A 15,074-nucleotide genomic window follows, 5' to 3' on the forward strand; every position below is an offset into this window, starting at 1 on the left:
CCCGCGTTATTTTCTAGTTTGTAAACTTCTCTCTGAGGCATTCCATGTAGGAAGGAATAAAACCAAAGCAAGTAAAGCACAGCCTAGAAGGGCAATAAAGAAACCTCTCCAACCCCAATCTTGAGCTATTTTTCCTAATGGATAACCTGCAAACGCTGCTCCGAAATAAGCAAACCATCCTGCAAAGCCGCTAGCAGTACCTGCAGCTTTTTTATGTGATAGCTCAGCAGCTGCTAATCCTATCATCATTTGAGGACCAAATAAGAAAAAGCCAATAATAAAGAGAAGGGAGCCATCTAACCACCACATATCTTGATTACGGCTGTACCACATGCTTAAAATCGAGAATAGCAATCCTAAAGAAAACACAACATTCATAGGACCGCGTTTGCCTTTGGAAATTTTATCAGATAACCATCCAGCAATTAACATGCCGAAAAGTCCGCCAATCTCAAATAGAGAAACACAGAAATTCGCTTTAACAGCTACGTAACGCTTTGTTTCGATCAAGAATAAAGCGCTCCAATCATTTACAGCCATGCGGACAACATAAATGAAAAATGAAGCAAAGGACAATAACCAAATCCACTTGTTTTTCAGAACATAAGTCAAGAGGATTTCTCTAGTAGAAAGCTCTTTTTCTGCTTCTTCTTCTAAAATATCCGCAGTGGTTTCTTCGTGTTTTTGCGCTTCCTGCTTTTTTCGGAATTTTTCAATAGAGGGAAGACCTAGGGATTGGGGCGTGTCACGAAGGCGATTAATTAAAACTAATCCCATGAGAATACATAGTACACCAGGGATAAACATAGCTCCGCGCCAACCACAGCAATCAATAGCAAATCCTGTAAGAATAGGAATTAACGCTCCACCAATATTGTGCGAAGTGCTCCATACACTCCACCAAGTTCCTCTCTCAGATTTTGAATACCAGTGAGTTAGTAAACGGGCACATGGAGGCCAGCCCCAACCTTGAAACCAACCGTTAAGCCCCCACCATAATGCAAATAACAGGATAGAGGAAGACATCCCGAAGAAGATATTAGTGAATCCTGTAACAATTAAACCCAGCGCCATAAAATAACGAGGATTAGACTGGTCAGATATCACACCGCTAACAAATTTGCTAATACCGTAACTGATGTATAAAGTACTTCCGATGATCCCCAGCTGCGCTTTATCAAAGCCAAGATCTGTCATTAGTGTTGGCATGGCAAAGGTAAAACTCTTCCTTGTGAAATAATAGAAGACATACCCTATAAACATGCTATAGAAGATGCGGATTCTCCAATACTTGTATTGTTTTTTGACTAATTCTGGATCATCAAGTTCTTTAATGTGCTTGGGAGGCTGAAAGAATTTGGTCCAAATATTCATTATAAGATCTCATATTTAAATATTTAATATAGTTTCAGTGGAACAGAGAAGACCTGAGGTTAGCATATGAGCAATGAAAAAACAAGAAGGTAATAACATCTTGTAGTGCCTGTAAACATTGATTAATTGTAGTTTTCAGTTACTTATTTTAGTATAGATTGATGTATGTAATAATATTGAAGTTTGCTTTAGCGTATTTCATCTTCATTGTTGGAAGGTGGTACCTGAGCTCCAAGAGTCTTGTTATGAAGAGAATGAGCGTCGTATTTATTAGTTTGTTTTTGGCACCTATTGGAGCTGGAGACAATAAAGAAGCGCGTTCTTACGAGACAAAAATTTGGAAAGAAATATTACAAACATATATTGGCGAATGTGAGTTTCCTCGTCAAGAGGTCTTAGAACCTCTATTCGGTGAATCTCTTGACTCTCACATAGGAAGGGTTTAATTTTGCTCTTTATCCGAATTTTGGATATTCTACTCTTAAAGTTGTTCAATTAAATTAAAGACATACGGTGAAAGTAGCTTTGCCCAAAGGGGTGTTCGATATATTCCCTTACATTACGGATGCGAAACATATGTGGAGAAACACTTCTCTATGGCATCGGGTCGAGGATGTGATTCATGACGTATGTAGTTTATACGGGTTTTCAGAAATTCGTACGCCTGTTTTTGAAAAGTCGGAAGTCTTTTTACATGTCGGAGAACAAAGTGACATTGTAAAAAAAGAAATGTATACCTTTCTGGATAAGAAAGGACGGTCATTGACATTGCGTCCTGAAGGGACTGCCCCCATCGTGCGCTCGTTCATAGATAACCCTATGAATCAACGTGATGACAATAAGTTTTATTATATTCTGCCTATGTTCCGTTATGAAAGGCAGCAGTCAGGAAGGTATCGTCAGCATCATCAGTTTGGGGTAGAAGCTCTAGGGGTACGTCATCCTCTTCGCGATGCTGAAATTCTTGCTTTACTTTGGCATTTTTATTCTGCTGTGGGTTTGCAACACATGCAAGTTCAATTGAACTTTTTAGGTGGAGAGGCCACACGCAAACGCTACGATAAGATTTTGCGAGAATACTTCCATGATCATTTAAGTTCTTTATCTTCGTTAAGTAAAGAACGGTTTAATACAAATCTATTGAGGATATTGGATTCTAAAGAGCCAGAAGATCAAGAGATTATCAAATCTGCACCACCCATTCTTGACTATATTTCTGATGATGATCACAAATATTTTGATGAAATTCTTTCTGCTTTAAGGGATTTAAACATTTCATATGATATTAACCCAAGGCTTGTGCGTGGTTTAGATTACTATACTGATGTAGTTTTTGAAGCTGTCACGACATATGGAGGTCATTCCTATGCTTTGGGAGGAGGAGGGCGCTATGACGGCCTAATTGCTTCTTCTGGAGGGCTATCAACTCCTGCTTGTGGTTTTGGAATTGGTTTAGAGAGAGTGATTCAGACTTTATTGGCTCAAGGGAATTTCACACCGCTATCCTCTCACAAATTGCGTTTGATCCCGGTTGAGCCGCAAGCCGACTCTTTTTGTTTTGTTTGGGCACAGCACTTACGTAGCTTAGGCATCCCTACAGAAGTGGATTGGACACATAAGAAATTAAAAACTGCTTTAAAAATAGCAGATGCGGAGAAAGCCACTTTTGTTTGTCCCGTGGGAGAAAGAGAGTTGGTTTCAGAGCAATTGACAGTTAAAAATATGTCTTTGCACAAAGAGTTCTCTGGTTCAAAGCAAGAGGTAGAGCAAAGGTTGCTATATGAAATACAGAACACATCGTTGTAATGAATTATCCCTAAGCAATGTAGGAGAACGTGTCCGTGTATCTGGATGGGTACATCGTTATCGTAATCACGGGGGAGTCGTTTTTATAGACTTGCGAGATCGTTTTGGTATCACACAGATAGTGTGTCGTGAGGACGAAAAACCTGAATTACACCAGTTAGTTGATTCTGTACGTTCAGAGTGGGTTTTATCCATAGAGGGAACGGTATGCCGACGTTTAGAAGGCATGGAAAATGCGAATTTAGCCACAGGGGAGATTGAGGTAGATATTGAAAAAGTAGAGATCTTATCGAAAGCCAAAAACCTTCCTTTTTCTATATCAGATGATCATATTCACGTTAATGAAGAGTTGCGTCTAGAGTACCGTTATCTAGATATGCGTAGAGGCCAAATTTTAGATCGATTAGTCTGTCGTCATAAAGTGATGATGGCTTGTCGTCAGTATATGGATAAACAGGGTTTTACCGAGGTAGTCACGCCAATTTTAGGTAAATCTACTCCCGAAGGAGCTCGAGACTATCTTGTCCCTTCTAGGATATATCCCGGAAGTTTTTATGCTTTGCCTCAGTCGCCACAATTGTTTAAACAAATTCTTATGGTGGGAGGGCTCGATCGGTATTTCCAAATAGCCACTTGTTTCAGAGATGAAGATCTTCGAGCTGACCGTCAGCCCGAATTTGCTCAGATTGATATTGAAATGAGTTTCGCTACTCCTAATGATCTTTTCCCTATAATTGAACAGTTAGTAGTAGAGATGTTTGCTGTTCAAGGAATTAAAATCGACCTCCCATTACCGAGAATGACATATCAAGAAGCTAAAGATTTATATGGTACAGATAAACCAGATCTGCGATTTGGTTTGCAGCTTCATGATTGTCGGGAACATGCAAAAGAGTTTTCCTTCTCTATATTTTTAGATCAGCTTGCTCAAGGAGGCACAATAAAAGGTTTTTGTGTGCCTGGTGGAGCAGATATTTCTCGTAAGCAGCTTGATGTTTACACGGAATTTGTCAAGCGTTACGGTGCTATGGGATTGGTTTGGATTAAGAAACAAGAGAATGGTATCGCTTCTAATGTAGCGAAATTTGCTTCTGAAGCAGTATTTCAAGCAATGTTTGCTGATTTTGGGGCTGAAGATAATGATATCCTACTTTTGATAGCGGCTCCAGAAGATGTGGCCAATCAATCTTTAGATCATTTACGTAGATTGATAGCTAAAGAGCGCAACTTGTACAATGAATCGCAATACAACTGTGTTTGGATCACAGATTTTCCTTTATTTGCTAAAGAAGATGGGAAAATATGCTCAGAGCATCATCCATTCACCTCACCTTTAGATGAGGATATTCCTTTGTTGGACAAAGATCCTTTATCGGTACGATCTTCCAGTTATGACCTAGTTCTTAACGGATATGAAATCGCTTCAGGGTCACAACGTATCCATAACGCAGATTTACAAAATAAAATATTTTCTATTTTAGAGTTATCACCAGAGAGTATAAAAGAAAAATTCGGCTTCTTTATCGATGCTCTGAGTTTTGGGACGCCTCCACATTTAGGAATTGCTTTAGGTTTAGATCGTATTATGATGGTATTAACGGGGGCAGAAGGTATTAGAGAAGTCATAGCTTTCCCAAAAACTCAGAAAGCTGCAGATTTGATGATGGATGCTCCTTCGAAAATTATGACTTCCCAATTAAAAGAGCTAAATATTAAGGTAACTTCTTAAATAATTTTATACCTATTTTAGGTGCATGGCGCCATACCATGTGAGTGTCTAGGCTACAACCATAGGAGAGAAAATATGAAAAAACAATGGTATTTAATTATAATAACAATGGTTGTGTCCTTTTCCATTGCTTCCTGTAATCAGAGTACTCCAAATGAGAACTCTAAAACACAAGTTGAGGAGGAAAGCACTGCCAGTGATTCACAACTTTCTGTAAATCAACAGATATCGCGTACTTTTGGTCATTTGTTAGCACGACAATTACACAAATCAGAGGATATCGTCATGGATATCGCTGAAGTTGCTAAAGGATTGCAGGCTGAATTAGAATGTAAAAGCGCACCTTTAACTGAATCCGAATATGAGGAGAAAATGGCAGAAATACAACAATTGGTTTTCGAGAAAAAAGCAAAAGAGAACCTCTCCCTAGCTGAAAAATTCTTACAAGAAAATAAGAAGAATGCAGGTGTCGTAGAAGTACAAGTTGGTAAATTACAGTACCGTATCGTTAAAGAAGGAACCGGGAAAGCTATATCAGGAAAACCTTCAGCACTCCTTCATTACAAAGGGAGTTTTATCAATGGTCAAGTCTTCAGCAGCTCTGAAGCTAATAAAGAGCCTATTCTTCTTCCTTTAGCACAAACAATTCCAGGATTTTCTTTAGGAATGCAGGGAATGAAGGAAGGTGAAACTCGTATTCTCTACATTCACCCCGACCTTGCCTACGGAACTTCTGGCCAATTGCCTCCCAACTCTTTGTTGATTTTCGAAATTAATTTAATTGAAACTACAGAAGATACTGTAGCATTACGAGATATAGAGGACAAAAACACAGCTTCATGAAGGTAGTTCTTTATCAGCCTGATATTCCCCAAAACACGGGGAATATAGGAAGGACTTGTATAGCTCTAGGTGCTGAATTGATTTTAGTGAGGCCCCTAGGGTTTTCTTTATTAGATAAATTTGTTAAACGCGCGGGGATGGATTACTGGGATAAGGTCAATCTGTCTGTTGTTGATTCCTTAGATGAAGTGTTGTCAGGTGTCGATGAAGATAAGGTCTTCTGTCTTTCAACTAAAGGCACACAATACTACGGTGATGTTTTTCTCCCTATGGATGGCGTGTACGTGTTTGGCTCTGAGTCCAAAGGTTTGCCGGAAGAAGTATTAAAAAAGTACCACAACCACACGTATTACTTGCCTATGAAACCTGGAATCAGATCTTTAAACTTGGCAACCACCGTGGGTGTAGTACTTTTTGAAGCAGTTCGACAAAATAATCAAAGTGCGTGTATCCGTACTGGAAATTAAGAGTGCTGATTAATCATTTTAATTAATGCATCCTTATCTTTTAATCCAACTGAACGGTCTACTTCTTTTCCGTCTTTGAATAAAATTAAAGTTGGGATTGAAGAAACTCCGTACTGTTCTGCTGGAGCAGGACTGTCATCAATATTTACTTTCCCAATGAGTACCGAAGGTACCTCTGCTGCAAGACTCTCTAATACGGGAGTGAGCATTTTGCAAGGACCACACCATTCAGCAAAAAAATCTATAAGCACTAGGCCCGAGGAAATGAAGGAATTGAAATTTTCAGCGGATACAACTTTGACCATAATTCTCCAATAAGTTCAGGGTATTCGTTTTGAATTCTATATGCAGCTAAGAAGACTTGAACTTCCATGAGCCTAAGCTCACTAGAACCTGAATCTAGCGCGTCTACCGGTTCCGCCATAGCTGCATGAAGGCAGATTGTAGACATAGGTTAAAAAAAACACAATTCAGAAACTTTTTCAAAGAAAAAGCAGAGACATTTCCTATCGATTCTCAAGATCCTTTATTGAGGATCTGAGGGTGTTGAACTATGCCTAGGAAAGATATGCGTATTCAAAGAACCTTCAGACATCCCTGTTCGGGTTATTCATATCTGTTAAGATCTTCTAATTGTGTTTAATCATTTGATTTGAAATGCTTTGAGAGACTGTTATAGACAGTTTTAAGATTAAAAATTTTCGAGGAATGTTATGGAAACGGAACAACATACAACTTCTGAGAATATGAAACAATTTTTTCAAAATCTAGAAAAGATCAAGCTTTTCCTAAAGGAACATGCAGGCGAACATCCAAAGCTTCAGGAAGCTTTTGATATGTTCGATAAAACATTTAAAGTAGAGGATTAAATAAGATACATACTTCTAGTTTATGTTTAGGCTGCTGTTTATCTATTTTAGATGCTTGTGTACGGTAAATCAAAGTTCCGGGACTTACAACAGTAGATCCTAGAGGATGTGTTCACAGAGGATAAAAATAAACAGTTCTTTGGATATTGAATAACTCTTGTTAACACATTTGCAATAACAAACAAGCTATGATGTGGGTATTTAACTTAAGAATATTGACGTCATAGCTTTAAAATTCTAAATAATAAACACGATTTCCCAATGGTGTTCTTGGGTTGTTCTAGTTTCATTGCGATACGTTCAATAAAATGCCCCAGCCATAGTCTTAAAAGTATCCTTCAGTAACACTACTCTTCGCTTTATTGCGAATCATCAATTTATCTTTTTAATTCTCGCAATGGCTAGTAGCTTTATGTTCAACATAATTCTCGTGTTATGCTAGTATGATTGATTTAATGTGAAACAGTGCTAAACTATTCTTGAGTTTATTGCTTTAGAAAATAAAATTTCTTCAGTAAACCAGGAAAACTTTTAATTTGCTTCATTAGCTGAAAAAGGGATGAGCATGAATATTTCTGGAAGTATCAAACAGAAACTTCTCCAGTTTTTGGGAAAACAAAAAGCACCAGAATTGTTGGCTACGTATCTATTTTACCTAGAACAAGCTTTAAATATAAATCCTGTGGTTTTTGTCCGCGACAAAATAATTTTTAAAACTCCAGAAGATGCCATTCGAATTCTCGAGGAAGATAAAAAGGTTTGGCGCGAAACAGAGATACAAATTTGCTCTGGGAAACCAGAAGTTAACGAACAGACAAAAAGAATCTATATATGTCCTTTCACTGGGAAAGTATTTGCCGATAACGTGTATGCCGATCCTCAAGATGCTATTTACGATTGGCTGTCATCCTGTCCTCAAAACACAGAGCGTCAAAGTGGTGTGCGCGTAAAGCGTTTCCTTGTGTCCGATGACCCAAATATGATCAAAGAGTATATCGCTCCTCCTAAAGAGCCAATTGTTAAAACTGTTTTTGCTTCTGCTATCACGGGAAAGCTTTTCCACAGTTTACCAGCACTTATAGAAGACTTTACCTCTTCATACTTGCGTCCGATGACGTTGGAAGAAGTACAAAATCAAAACAAGTTTCAATTGGAAGGTACTTTCTTATCTTTACTACAAGATGCTCTCGTGGAAGACAAAATTGCTGAGTTTATCGAAAGCTTGGCGGATGATACAGCCTTTCATGTGTATATTAGTCAATGGGTAGATACAGAAGAGTAACTAATTCTTCTCAAGAAACTGTAGATATAGGTGCCGAACTTGGCAAAATACTTCCTCAAGGAGTTGTTTTGTTATTGTTCGGTGATTATGGTTCAGGGAAAACAGAATTTGTGCGCGGTGTTGTACAAGGGTATTTAGGAGATGCTTTAGCTCAAGAAGTTGCTAGCCCCTCATTTTCTCTTTTGCATGTGTATGGTAATGAACCACGAAGAATCTGCCATTATGATTTTTATCGGATAGATGCCGCTAAGGAAAATCAAACAGATCTTTTTCAAGATGCTGACGAGGATGATGTTCTATGCGTGGAATGGCCAGAAAGTATAACGTTGCCGCAATTTCGAGAGATGATACAGGTGCAGATTCATCTGCTAACCACTGAGCAAAGAGAAGTTAGCATAGATGCCCCGCCATCGATATTGTTAAAATTGCTGAAGGAATAAAATAGGATCATGACTTTACTAAAAGATACAGTTTTTGTTTGCCTAGATTGTGAGATGACTGGGTTGGATGTAAAGAAAGATCGTATTATTGAATTTGCTGCGATACGTTTCACTTTCGATCGTGTGATCGATTCTATGGAGACGTTAATCAATCCTGACCGTGTAATTTCAGCAGAATCACAGAGAATACATCATATTTCTGACGCGATGTTAAAAGATCAGCCTAGGATTGCTGAAGTATTCCCAAAGATTAAGTCTTTTCTGAAAGAGGGAGACTATATCGTAGGCCATAGCGTAGGATTTGATCTCCAGGTATTGAGTCAAGAAGCAGAAAGGATAGGAGAGAGCTTCTTATCTAAGTATTACGTTATCGACACCTTGAGATTGGCTAAAGAATATGGAGACAGCCCGAATAATTCTTTGGAAGCCTTAGCTGTACACTTCAATGTTCCCTATGATGGTAATCATCGCGCTATGAAAGATGTGGAGATCAATATCAGTATTTTTAAACACTTCTGTAAGCGTTTCCGCACGATAGAACAACTCAAGCAAATGCTATCAAAACCGATAAAGATGAAATATATGCCTTTAGGAAAACATAAAGGACGTTGTTTCTCTGAAATTCCCCTTTCCTATTTGCAGTGGGCATCTAAAATGGATTTTGATCCCGATTTGCTCTTTTCTATACGACACGAGATCAAACATCGACAAAAAGGTATAGGTTTTACGCAAGTCAATAACCCATTTATTGGATTGTAAAACACTTTTACTTTGTAAAAGTTTATTTGAAATCTTTGGAATTCCAGCTAGTAAAAAAATAAAAACTACTCTTCAAGTAATCTCTTGATTTTCTTTAGACCTCAAGATACTATCCAACAAAAAGTAGAGAGCGTTGTCTCTGCCTAGGGGAATTTTTAATGCTTAAGAAAAAGCCCGTATCTTTTAGTTGTATAGACGGTCATATCTATAAAATTTTCCCGAACGATCTAAACGCAAATAACACTGTATTTGGTGGTTTGTTAATGAGTTTGTTAGATCGTTTAGCTCTTGTAGTTGCTGAAAGGCATGCCGAAAGAATTTGCGTCACAGCTTTTGTTGATGCTCTGTGTTTCTATGCTCCTGCATATATGGGAGAGAATCTAATTTGTAAGGCCGCTGTTAATCGCACGTGGAAAACTTCGTTAGAAGTTGGGGTTAAAGTGTGGGCAGAAAATATCTATAAACAAGAAAGGCGTCATATTACTTCTGCCTATTTTACCTTTGTTTCTGTAGATGAGAATAACGCCCCAACTCCTGTTCATCAGGTTGTTCCTGAAACCCCAGAAGAAAAACGTCGCTATCATGAAGCTGATCAGCGTAGACAATCTCGGTTGAATATGAATAGATAGGAACGTTTTGTTCAGAATTCTTAGTTTTTTTTGTTCCTGGATTCTCATAGCTTGCGCTCAGCCTGATTTGAGCTGGTTTTTCTCTTTATTAGGAAGTGCTATAGGTTACGGACTTTTGTGGTATAGCTTAGAGCCACAAAAACCACCGTATCTTTCTTGGAAATATCTAACAGGTTTATTATTCCTTTGGTCTGCCACCATACATGGCGTGCATTTTTCTTGGATGCTTTCCGATTTATATGTAGGGAAATTTATTTACATCGTTTGGGGTGTATTAACTAGCTCACTCGCCCTACTATTCACTGCTTTTTCTTCTCTATTATTCTATGTAGTACGTAAAAACCATGGCAAAATTCTCTGGTGTTTACCAGGCTTGTGGATTGCCATCGAAATGGTAAGATTCTACTATTTTTGCTCAGGAATGTCTCTGGACTACTTAGGATGGCCTATTACTGCGAATGCCTACGGACGACAGTTTGGCGGTTTTTTCGGTTGGTCTGGAGAGAGTTTCTTTGTAGTCGCTACAGGAATAAGTTTTTATCAAGTGTTATTGAAAAAGCAGTTTGCTCGATTTGCATGGTTGGGATGTTTACTCGTTCCCTATATGTTGGGCGGATTACATTACGAATATCTCAAAACTACTTTTTCAAATGAAGAGACTCTGCATGTCGCTGTCGTACAACCTGCCTCATCCACTCTTTTGGAAGGGTCGTGGTCAAGCTCGCCAGCTATGGCGTGGCAAAGATTAATTAGTCTTTCTTCTATTGTACGAAAACCCGTAGATCTTCTGATTTTCCCTGAGGTTTCGGTCCCTTTTGGAAGAGATAGAAAGATTTATCCTTACGATGATAGTGAAATCATCCTCTCGCCTTTGACACACTTTAAACATCAAGATGTGCTACTCGCAAATATAGATTGGATGCAGGCTCTTTCCAACCATTTTGATTGTCCGATTCTTATAGGATTAGAACGTTGGGAAGAACGAGAATCTACACTACACCTCTACAACTCAGCAGAATGTATCTCTCAACACGGCGAGCTAGTTGGATATGATAAACGTGTCTTAGTGCCTGGAGGAGAATACATCCCTGGAGGCAAACTCGGCTGGGCAGTATGTAAGAAATATTTCCCTGAATATGCATTATCCTGTCAGCGTCTCCCCGGAACACGTTCCGGAGTAATTGAGATCAATAGCTTACCTAAAATGGGCGTGTCTATTTGTTATGAGGAGACTTTCGGATCCTTATTACGTAACTATAAGAAAGAAGGCGCTAAGCTGCTTGTAAACTTGACTAACGATGGATGGTATCCTTCGTCAAGACTCCCACAAGTGCATTTTCATCATGGAATTTTGCGAAATCAAGAGTTGGGCATGCCTTGCGTGCGTTCTTGTCATACCGGAGTTACTGTTGCAGCAGATGCCTTAGGAAGGATCATAAAAATGTTGCCCTATGAAACACGTTCTAGAAAAGCATCCCCAGGAGTATTACAAGTAGCTCTTCCTCTTCAAAATTATTCTACTTTGTATGCATTATGGGGAGATCTTCCTATGATTTTACTCTCTTTGTTGTCTATAGGATACATGGGATGTTATTTCGGATATCGCTTGCTTGCTAAAAAAGAAAAAGGATAATATACGAACACTCTTTGTCAGGTTTTTGCATGTTAGAACGAGCTCAAAGAACGTTAAGGCGCGAAGTACGTTATTCAGGTGTGGGAATTCACTTTGGAAAGTCCGCGACTATAACTTTAGAACCTGCTAAAGAAAACACTGGAATAGTCTTTTGCCGTTCCGATCTCTTAGGGGAACATATCCCCGCATTACTCCCTCATGTATGTAATACAGGCCGCAGTACGACCTTGTCCTCAGGAGATTCCATTATTGCTACTGTTGAACATCTCATGGCTGCTTTGCGTTCGAGTAACATTGACAATGTGATAATCCGTTGTGATGAAGAAGAAATCCCCATCGGGGATGGAAGTTCTCATGTTTTTATGCAGTTAATAGATGATGCTGGGGTTTGTACACAGAATGATAAGGTCTCTATTGCTAGGCTGTCGCAGCCTGTGTACTATCAAGCTCAGGATACTTTTCTTGCTGCATTTCCTTGTGATGAGCTGAAGATTTCTTACACTCTACATTATCCTCAAAGTCCTACCATAGGGACGCAGTACCGTTCTTTTGTTATAACAGAAGAATCTTTTCGTAAGGAAATAGCTCCTTGTCGAACATTTGCTCTATACAATGAGCTATGTTTTTTAATGGAGAGGGGATTGATAGGAGGCGGATGTTTAGAAAATGCTGTGGTGTTTAAAGATGACGGTGTGATTAGTCTCGGCCAGTTGCGGTTTTCAGATGAGCCTGTAAGGCATAAAATTTTAGATTTGATAGGTGATCTATCTTTAGTAGGCAGACCTTTTGTTGCTCATATTGTTGCTGTGGGATCGGGACATTCTTCAAACATTGCTTTGGGTAGAAAGATTTTAGAAGCGTTACAACCCTAAGAAACGAGTGTTAAATGAAAGAGTCGCCTGTAATTAAATTACGAGAATTATTAAACTTACTCCCACATCGTTATCCTTTTTTGCTTGTGGATAAGGTGTTGTCTTATGATTTAGAGAAGCGGTCCATTGTTGCACAGAAAAATGTAACAATAAACGAGCCTTTTTTTGTAGGGCATTTCCCTGAAGCGCCTATCATGCCTGGAGTATTAATATTAGAATCTTTAGCGCAAGCAGCCGGAGTTTTGCTGGGCTTAGTTTTAGAAAATGACAGAAATAAAAGATTGGCTTTGTTTTTAGGGATACAAAAAGCGAAGTTTCGTCAGGCAGTTAAGCCCGGCGACATTCTTACATTAAGCGCTGAATTTTCATTGATTTCGTCGAAGGGAGGGAAAGCTTCGGCACGAGCTTGTGTGGGTTCTCAGGTTGCTGCTGAGGGAGAACTAAGCTTTGCTCTTGTAGACAAGAAATCTTTAGATTAACGGAGACGTATGACGAACATTCACCCAACAGCAATTATCGAACCCGGGGCTAAAATCGGAAGGAATGTTGTTATTGAGCCGTATGTTGTTATTAAATCTACGGTGACCCTTTGTGATGATGTAGTTGTCAAATCGTATGCTTATATCGATGGGCACACAACTATAGGCAGAGGTACAACGATCTGGCCGTCCGCTATGATCGGTAACAAACCTCAGGATTTAAAATATCAGGGTGAAAAGACCTATGTTACTATAGGGGAAAATTGTGAAATTCGAGAATTCGCTATTATTACCTCTTCTACATTTGAAGGAACAACAGTTTCTATAGGAAATAATTGTCTTATCATGCCTTGGGCTCATGTAGCTCATAATTGTACAATTGGTAATTATGTAGTCTTAAGTAACCATGCGCAGTTGGCTGGTCATGTTGTGGTAGAAGATTACGCTATTATTGGTGGTATGGTTGGTGTCCATCAGTTTGTTCGTATTGGTGCACATGCTATGGTCGGAGCTTTAAGTGGCGTTCGAAGAGATGTTCCTCCCTATACTATAGGCACAGGGAACCCCTATCAGTTAGGCGGAATCAATAAAGTTGGTTTACAGAGACGACAAGTAAGTTTTGAAACACGTTTGGCTTTGATCAAGGTGTTTAAGAAAGTTTATCGTTCCGAAGACAGCTTCTTTGAAGCTCTACTAGAGGCTCAAGAAGAGTACGGCCATATTCCCGAAGTCCAAAAATTTATTCATTTTTGTCAGAATCCGAGTAAGCGTGGAATCGAGCGTGGAGCTGCTAAAGAGGCTTTCCAAGAGGAGAGCGTAGATAAAGAAGGAGCTCTTGTTGAGTCTTAAGGTTGTTTATTTCGGCACGCCACAGTTTGCTGCCACAGTTTTAGCAGATTTATTACATCATGAAGTCAATGTTATCGCTGTTGTTACTCGTGTAGATAAACCGCAAAAACGTTCGTCCCAACTTATACCTTCTCCTGTTAAAACGTTAGCTTTATCTAAGAATATTCCTCTTTTACAGCCAGAAAAGGCTTCAGATCCACAATTTATCGAACAGTTGCGAGATTTTGAGGCAGATGTTTTTATTGTGGTTGCTTACGGAGCTATTTTAAGGCAAACGGTTTTGGATATTCCAAAATATGGCTGTTATAATTTGCATGCAGGCCTATTACCAGCTTACCGTGGAGCCGCTCCTATACAGCGTTGTATTATGGACGGTGTCACACAGTCAGGAAATACTGTAATTCGTATGGATGCAGGTATGGATATCGGAGATATTGCCAACGTATCTGTTATCCCGGTAGGACCTGATATGACAGCAGGAGAGCTGGCCGAAGCTTTGGCTAGTCAAGGCGGGGAAATCTTAATAAAAACTTTACAACAAATCTCTGATGGAACAATCACTCATACACCACAGGATGCATCTAAAGCCTCGATAGCTCCAAAGCTATCAAAAGAAGAAGGGTTTATTCTTTGGGATCGTCCTGCAGAAAAGGTGTATGCTCAAATACGGGGTGTCACTCCAGCTCCTGGAGCTTGGACGCTCTATTCTTATCAAGATAAACCAGAAAGGCGTTTAGTTGTTCGTAAAGCCTCTCTTGCTTCTAGTAAGGGGGGTTATGGCAAGCCTGGGGATATTATCTTGTCAGATCAACAAGAGCTGCTTGTTGCGTGTGCTGAAGGTGCCATTTGCCTAAGAGAAATCCAACCTGAAGGCAAAGGGGTGATGAATTCAAAAAGTTTTTTGAATGGCCTTTCTGGGCATAAATTAAAATTATCATTTAACTTAATTTATTAATTTCGATTTTAGTCAATATAATTCACTTTAATTAAGGTGCTTTTATGTTATAATTGGGGCTTAAAATCTTTATTTTGCTAAAAAAACC

General features: G+C 39.1%; 17 protein-coding genes and 1 tRNA gene. 15 read left to right on the plus strand and 3 right to left on the minus strand.

Annotated elements, in window-relative coordinates; all coding sequences use genetic code 11:
- Nucleotides 1-6: 6 nt before the first annotated feature.
- The gene (gene pgtP, locus G5O_RS05540) at nucleotides 7-1,374 is read right to left on the minus strand and encodes an MFS transporter (protein WP_006342750.1); all 1,368 of its coding nucleotides are present in this window, start codon (nucleotides 1,372-1,374) and stop codon (nucleotides 7-9) included.
- Between the two features lie 245 nt (nucleotides 1,375-1,619).
- Between pgtP and G5O_RS05545 the strand changes: the two genes are divergently transcribed.
- The 5 genes from G5O_RS05545 to G5O_RS05565 all read left to right on the plus strand — a co-directional run bounded on the left by G5O_RS05545 (nucleotide 1,620) and on the right by G5O_RS05565 (nucleotide 6,219).
- The gene (locus G5O_RS05545) at nucleotides 1,620-1,820 is read left to right on the plus strand and encodes a hypothetical protein (RefSeq protein ID WP_006342751.1); all 201 of its coding nucleotides are present in this window, start codon (nucleotides 1,620-1,622) and stop codon (nucleotides 1,818-1,820) included.
- 67 nt (nucleotides 1,821-1,887) lie between these two features.
- Nucleotides 1,888-3,180 carry a histidine--tRNA ligase gene (hisS, locus tag G5O_RS05550; protein ID WP_013462585.1) on the plus strand — a complete coding sequence of 431 codons (1,293 nt, stop codon included), beginning with the start codon at nucleotides 1,888-1,890 and terminating at the stop codon, nucleotides 3,178-3,180.
- Nucleotides 3,155-4,909 (plus strand): aspartate--tRNA ligase, encoded by a 1,755-nt coding sequence (gene aspS, locus G5O_RS05555; RefSeq protein WP_006342753.1) that lies wholly within the window; start codon nucleotides 3,155-3,157, stop codon nucleotides 4,907-4,909. The genes hisS and aspS overlap by 26 nt, the downstream gene beginning before the upstream one ends.
- Before the next feature lie 75 nt (nucleotides 4,910-4,984).
- Nucleotides 4,985-5,752 carry an FKBP-type peptidyl-prolyl cis-trans isomerase gene (locus G5O_RS05560; protein WP_013747318.1) on the plus strand — a complete coding sequence of 256 codons (768 nt, stop codon included), beginning with the start codon at nucleotides 4,985-4,987 and terminating at the stop codon, nucleotides 5,750-5,752.
- Nucleotides 5,749-6,219 (plus strand): tRNA (cytidine(34)-2'-O)-methyltransferase, encoded by a 471-nt coding sequence (locus G5O_RS05565; protein ID WP_006342755.1) that lies wholly within the window; start codon nucleotides 5,749-5,751, stop codon nucleotides 6,217-6,219. Before G5O_RS05560 ends, G5O_RS05565 begins: the two co-directional genes overlap by 4 nt.
- Here G5O_RS05565 and trxA read toward each other — a convergent pair.
- Nucleotides 6,216-6,524, minus strand: a complete 309-nt coding sequence (trxA, locus tag G5O_RS05570; RefSeq protein ID WP_006342756.1) for a thioredoxin — start codon at nucleotides 6,522-6,524, stop codon at nucleotides 6,216-6,218. The two genes, G5O_RS05565 and trxA, sit on opposite strands and share 4 nt — an antisense overlap.
- 41 nt (nucleotides 6,525-6,565) lie before the next feature.
- Nucleotides 6,566-6,649 (minus strand) — tRNA-Leu (locus G5O_RS05575).
- Nucleotides 6,650-6,932: 283 nt separating this feature from the next.
- Here G5O_RS05575 and G5O_RS10420 point away from each other — a divergent pair.
- The 10 genes from G5O_RS10420 (at nucleotide 6,933) to fmt (ending at nucleotide 14,986) form a co-directional block, all read left to right on the plus strand.
- On the plus strand, nucleotides 6,933-7,088 hold the full coding sequence (locus G5O_RS10420) for a hypothetical protein (protein WP_006342757.1): 156 nt from the start codon (nucleotides 6,933-6,935) through the stop codon (nucleotides 7,086-7,088).
- Nucleotides 7,089-7,653: 565 nt separating this feature from the next.
- The gene (locus tag G5O_RS05580) at nucleotides 7,654-8,370 is read left to right on the plus strand and encodes a DUF2709 domain-containing protein (RefSeq protein ID WP_006342758.1); all 717 of its coding nucleotides are present in this window, start codon (nucleotides 7,654-7,656) and stop codon (nucleotides 8,368-8,370) included.
- Nucleotides 8,349-8,810, plus strand: a complete 462-nt coding sequence (gene tsaE / locus G5O_RS05585; protein ID WP_006342759.1) for a tRNA (adenosine(37)-N6)-threonylcarbamoyltransferase complex ATPase subunit type 1 TsaE — start codon at nucleotides 8,349-8,351, stop codon at nucleotides 8,808-8,810. The genes G5O_RS05580 and tsaE overlap by 22 nt, the downstream gene beginning before the upstream one ends.
- 9 nt (nucleotides 8,811-8,819) lie before the next feature.
- Complete coding sequence (locus G5O_RS05590) at nucleotides 8,820-9,569, plus strand: putative quorum-sensing-regulated virulence factor (RefSeq protein WP_006342760.1); 750 nt, start codon at nucleotides 8,820-8,822, stop codon at nucleotides 9,567-9,569.
- A gap of 158 nt (nucleotides 9,570-9,727) precedes the next feature.
- Nucleotides 9,728-10,198, plus strand: a complete 471-nt coding sequence (locus G5O_RS05595; protein WP_006342761.1) for an acyl-CoA thioesterase — start codon at nucleotides 9,728-9,730, stop codon at nucleotides 10,196-10,198.
- A 7-nt stretch (nucleotides 10,199-10,205) separates the two neighbouring features.
- Complete coding sequence (lnt, locus tag G5O_RS05600) at nucleotides 10,206-11,831, plus strand: apolipoprotein N-acyltransferase (RefSeq protein WP_006342762.1); 1,626 nt, start codon at nucleotides 10,206-10,208, stop codon at nucleotides 11,829-11,831.
- 29 nt (nucleotides 11,832-11,860) lie between these two features.
- Nucleotides 11,861-12,703, plus strand: a complete 843-nt coding sequence (gene lpxC, locus G5O_RS05605) for a UDP-3-O-acyl-N-acetylglucosamine deacetylase (protein WP_006342763.1) — start codon at nucleotides 11,861-11,863, stop codon at nucleotides 12,701-12,703.
- 14 nt (nucleotides 12,704-12,717) lie between these two features.
- The gene (fabZ, locus tag G5O_RS05610; RefSeq protein WP_006342764.1) at nucleotides 12,718-13,182 is read left to right on the plus strand and encodes a 3-hydroxyacyl-ACP dehydratase FabZ; all 465 of its coding nucleotides are present in this window, start codon (nucleotides 12,718-12,720) and stop codon (nucleotides 13,180-13,182) included.
- A 9-nt stretch (nucleotides 13,183-13,191) separates the two neighbouring features.
- Nucleotides 13,192-14,031: an acyl-ACP--UDP-N-acetylglucosamine O-acyltransferase gene (gene lpxA, locus G5O_RS05615; protein ID WP_006342765.1), complete on the plus strand. Its 840-nt coding sequence runs from the start codon at nucleotides 13,192-13,194 to the stop codon at nucleotides 14,029-14,031.
- Nucleotides 14,021-14,986 (plus strand): methionyl-tRNA formyltransferase, encoded by a 966-nt coding sequence (gene fmt, locus G5O_RS05620; RefSeq protein ID WP_006342766.1) that lies wholly within the window; start codon nucleotides 14,021-14,023, stop codon nucleotides 14,984-14,986. Before lpxA ends, fmt begins: the two co-directional genes overlap by 11 nt.
- Nucleotides 14,987-15,074 lie beyond the last annotated feature (88 nt).

Origin of the sequence: Chlamydia psittaci 6BC (genome assembly GCF_000204255.1) — a bacterium.
Classification (GTDB): domain Bacteria; phylum Chlamydiota; class Chlamydiia; order Chlamydiales; family Chlamydiaceae; genus Chlamydia; species Chlamydia psittaci.

Coding starts and splice junctions, on each gene's coding strand:
- pgtP (WP_006342750.1), bottom strand. CDS start 1,374: ATGAATATTTGGACCAAATTCTTTCAGCCTCCCAAGCACATTAAAGAA.
- G5O_RS05545 (WP_006342751.1), top strand. CDS start 1,620: ATGAAGAGAATGAGCGTCGTATTTATTAGTTTGTTTTTGGCACCTATT.
- aspS (WP_006342753.1), top strand. CDS start 3,155: ATGAAATACAGAACACATCGTTGTAATGAATTATCCCTAAGCAATGTA.
- G5O_RS05560 (WP_013747318.1), top strand. CDS start 4,985: ATGAAAAAACAATGGTATTTAATTATAATAACAATGGTTGTGTCCTTT.
- G5O_RS05565 (WP_006342755.1), top strand. CDS start 5,749: ATGAAGGTAGTTCTTTATCAGCCTGATATTCCCCAAAACACGGGGAAT.
- trxA (WP_006342756.1), bottom strand. CDS start 6,524: ATGGTCAAAGTTGTATCCGCTGAAAATTTCAATTCCTTCATTTCCTCG.
- G5O_RS10420 (WP_006342757.1), top strand. CDS start 6,933: ATGGAAACGGAACAACATACAACTTCTGAGAATATGAAACAATTTTTT.
- G5O_RS05580 (WP_006342758.1), top strand. CDS start 7,654: ATGAATATTTCTGGAAGTATCAAACAGAAACTTCTCCAGTTTTTGGGA.
- tsaE (WP_006342759.1), top strand. CDS start 8,349: ATGGGTAGATACAGAAGAGTAACTAATTCTTCTCAAGAAACTGTAGAT.
- G5O_RS05590 (WP_006342760.1), top strand. CDS start 8,820: ATGACTTTACTAAAAGATACAGTTTTTGTTTGCCTAGATTGTGAGATG.
- G5O_RS05595 (WP_006342761.1), top strand. CDS start 9,728: ATGCTTAAGAAAAAGCCCGTATCTTTTAGTTGTATAGACGGTCATATC.
- lpxC (WP_006342763.1), top strand. CDS start 11,861: ATGTTAGAACGAGCTCAAAGAACGTTAAGGCGCGAAGTACGTTATTCA.
- fabZ (WP_006342764.1), top strand. CDS start 12,718: ATGAAAGAGTCGCCTGTAATTAAATTACGAGAATTATTAAACTTACTC.
- lpxA (WP_006342765.1), top strand. CDS start 13,192: ATGACGAACATTCACCCAACAGCAATTATCGAACCCGGGGCTAAAATC.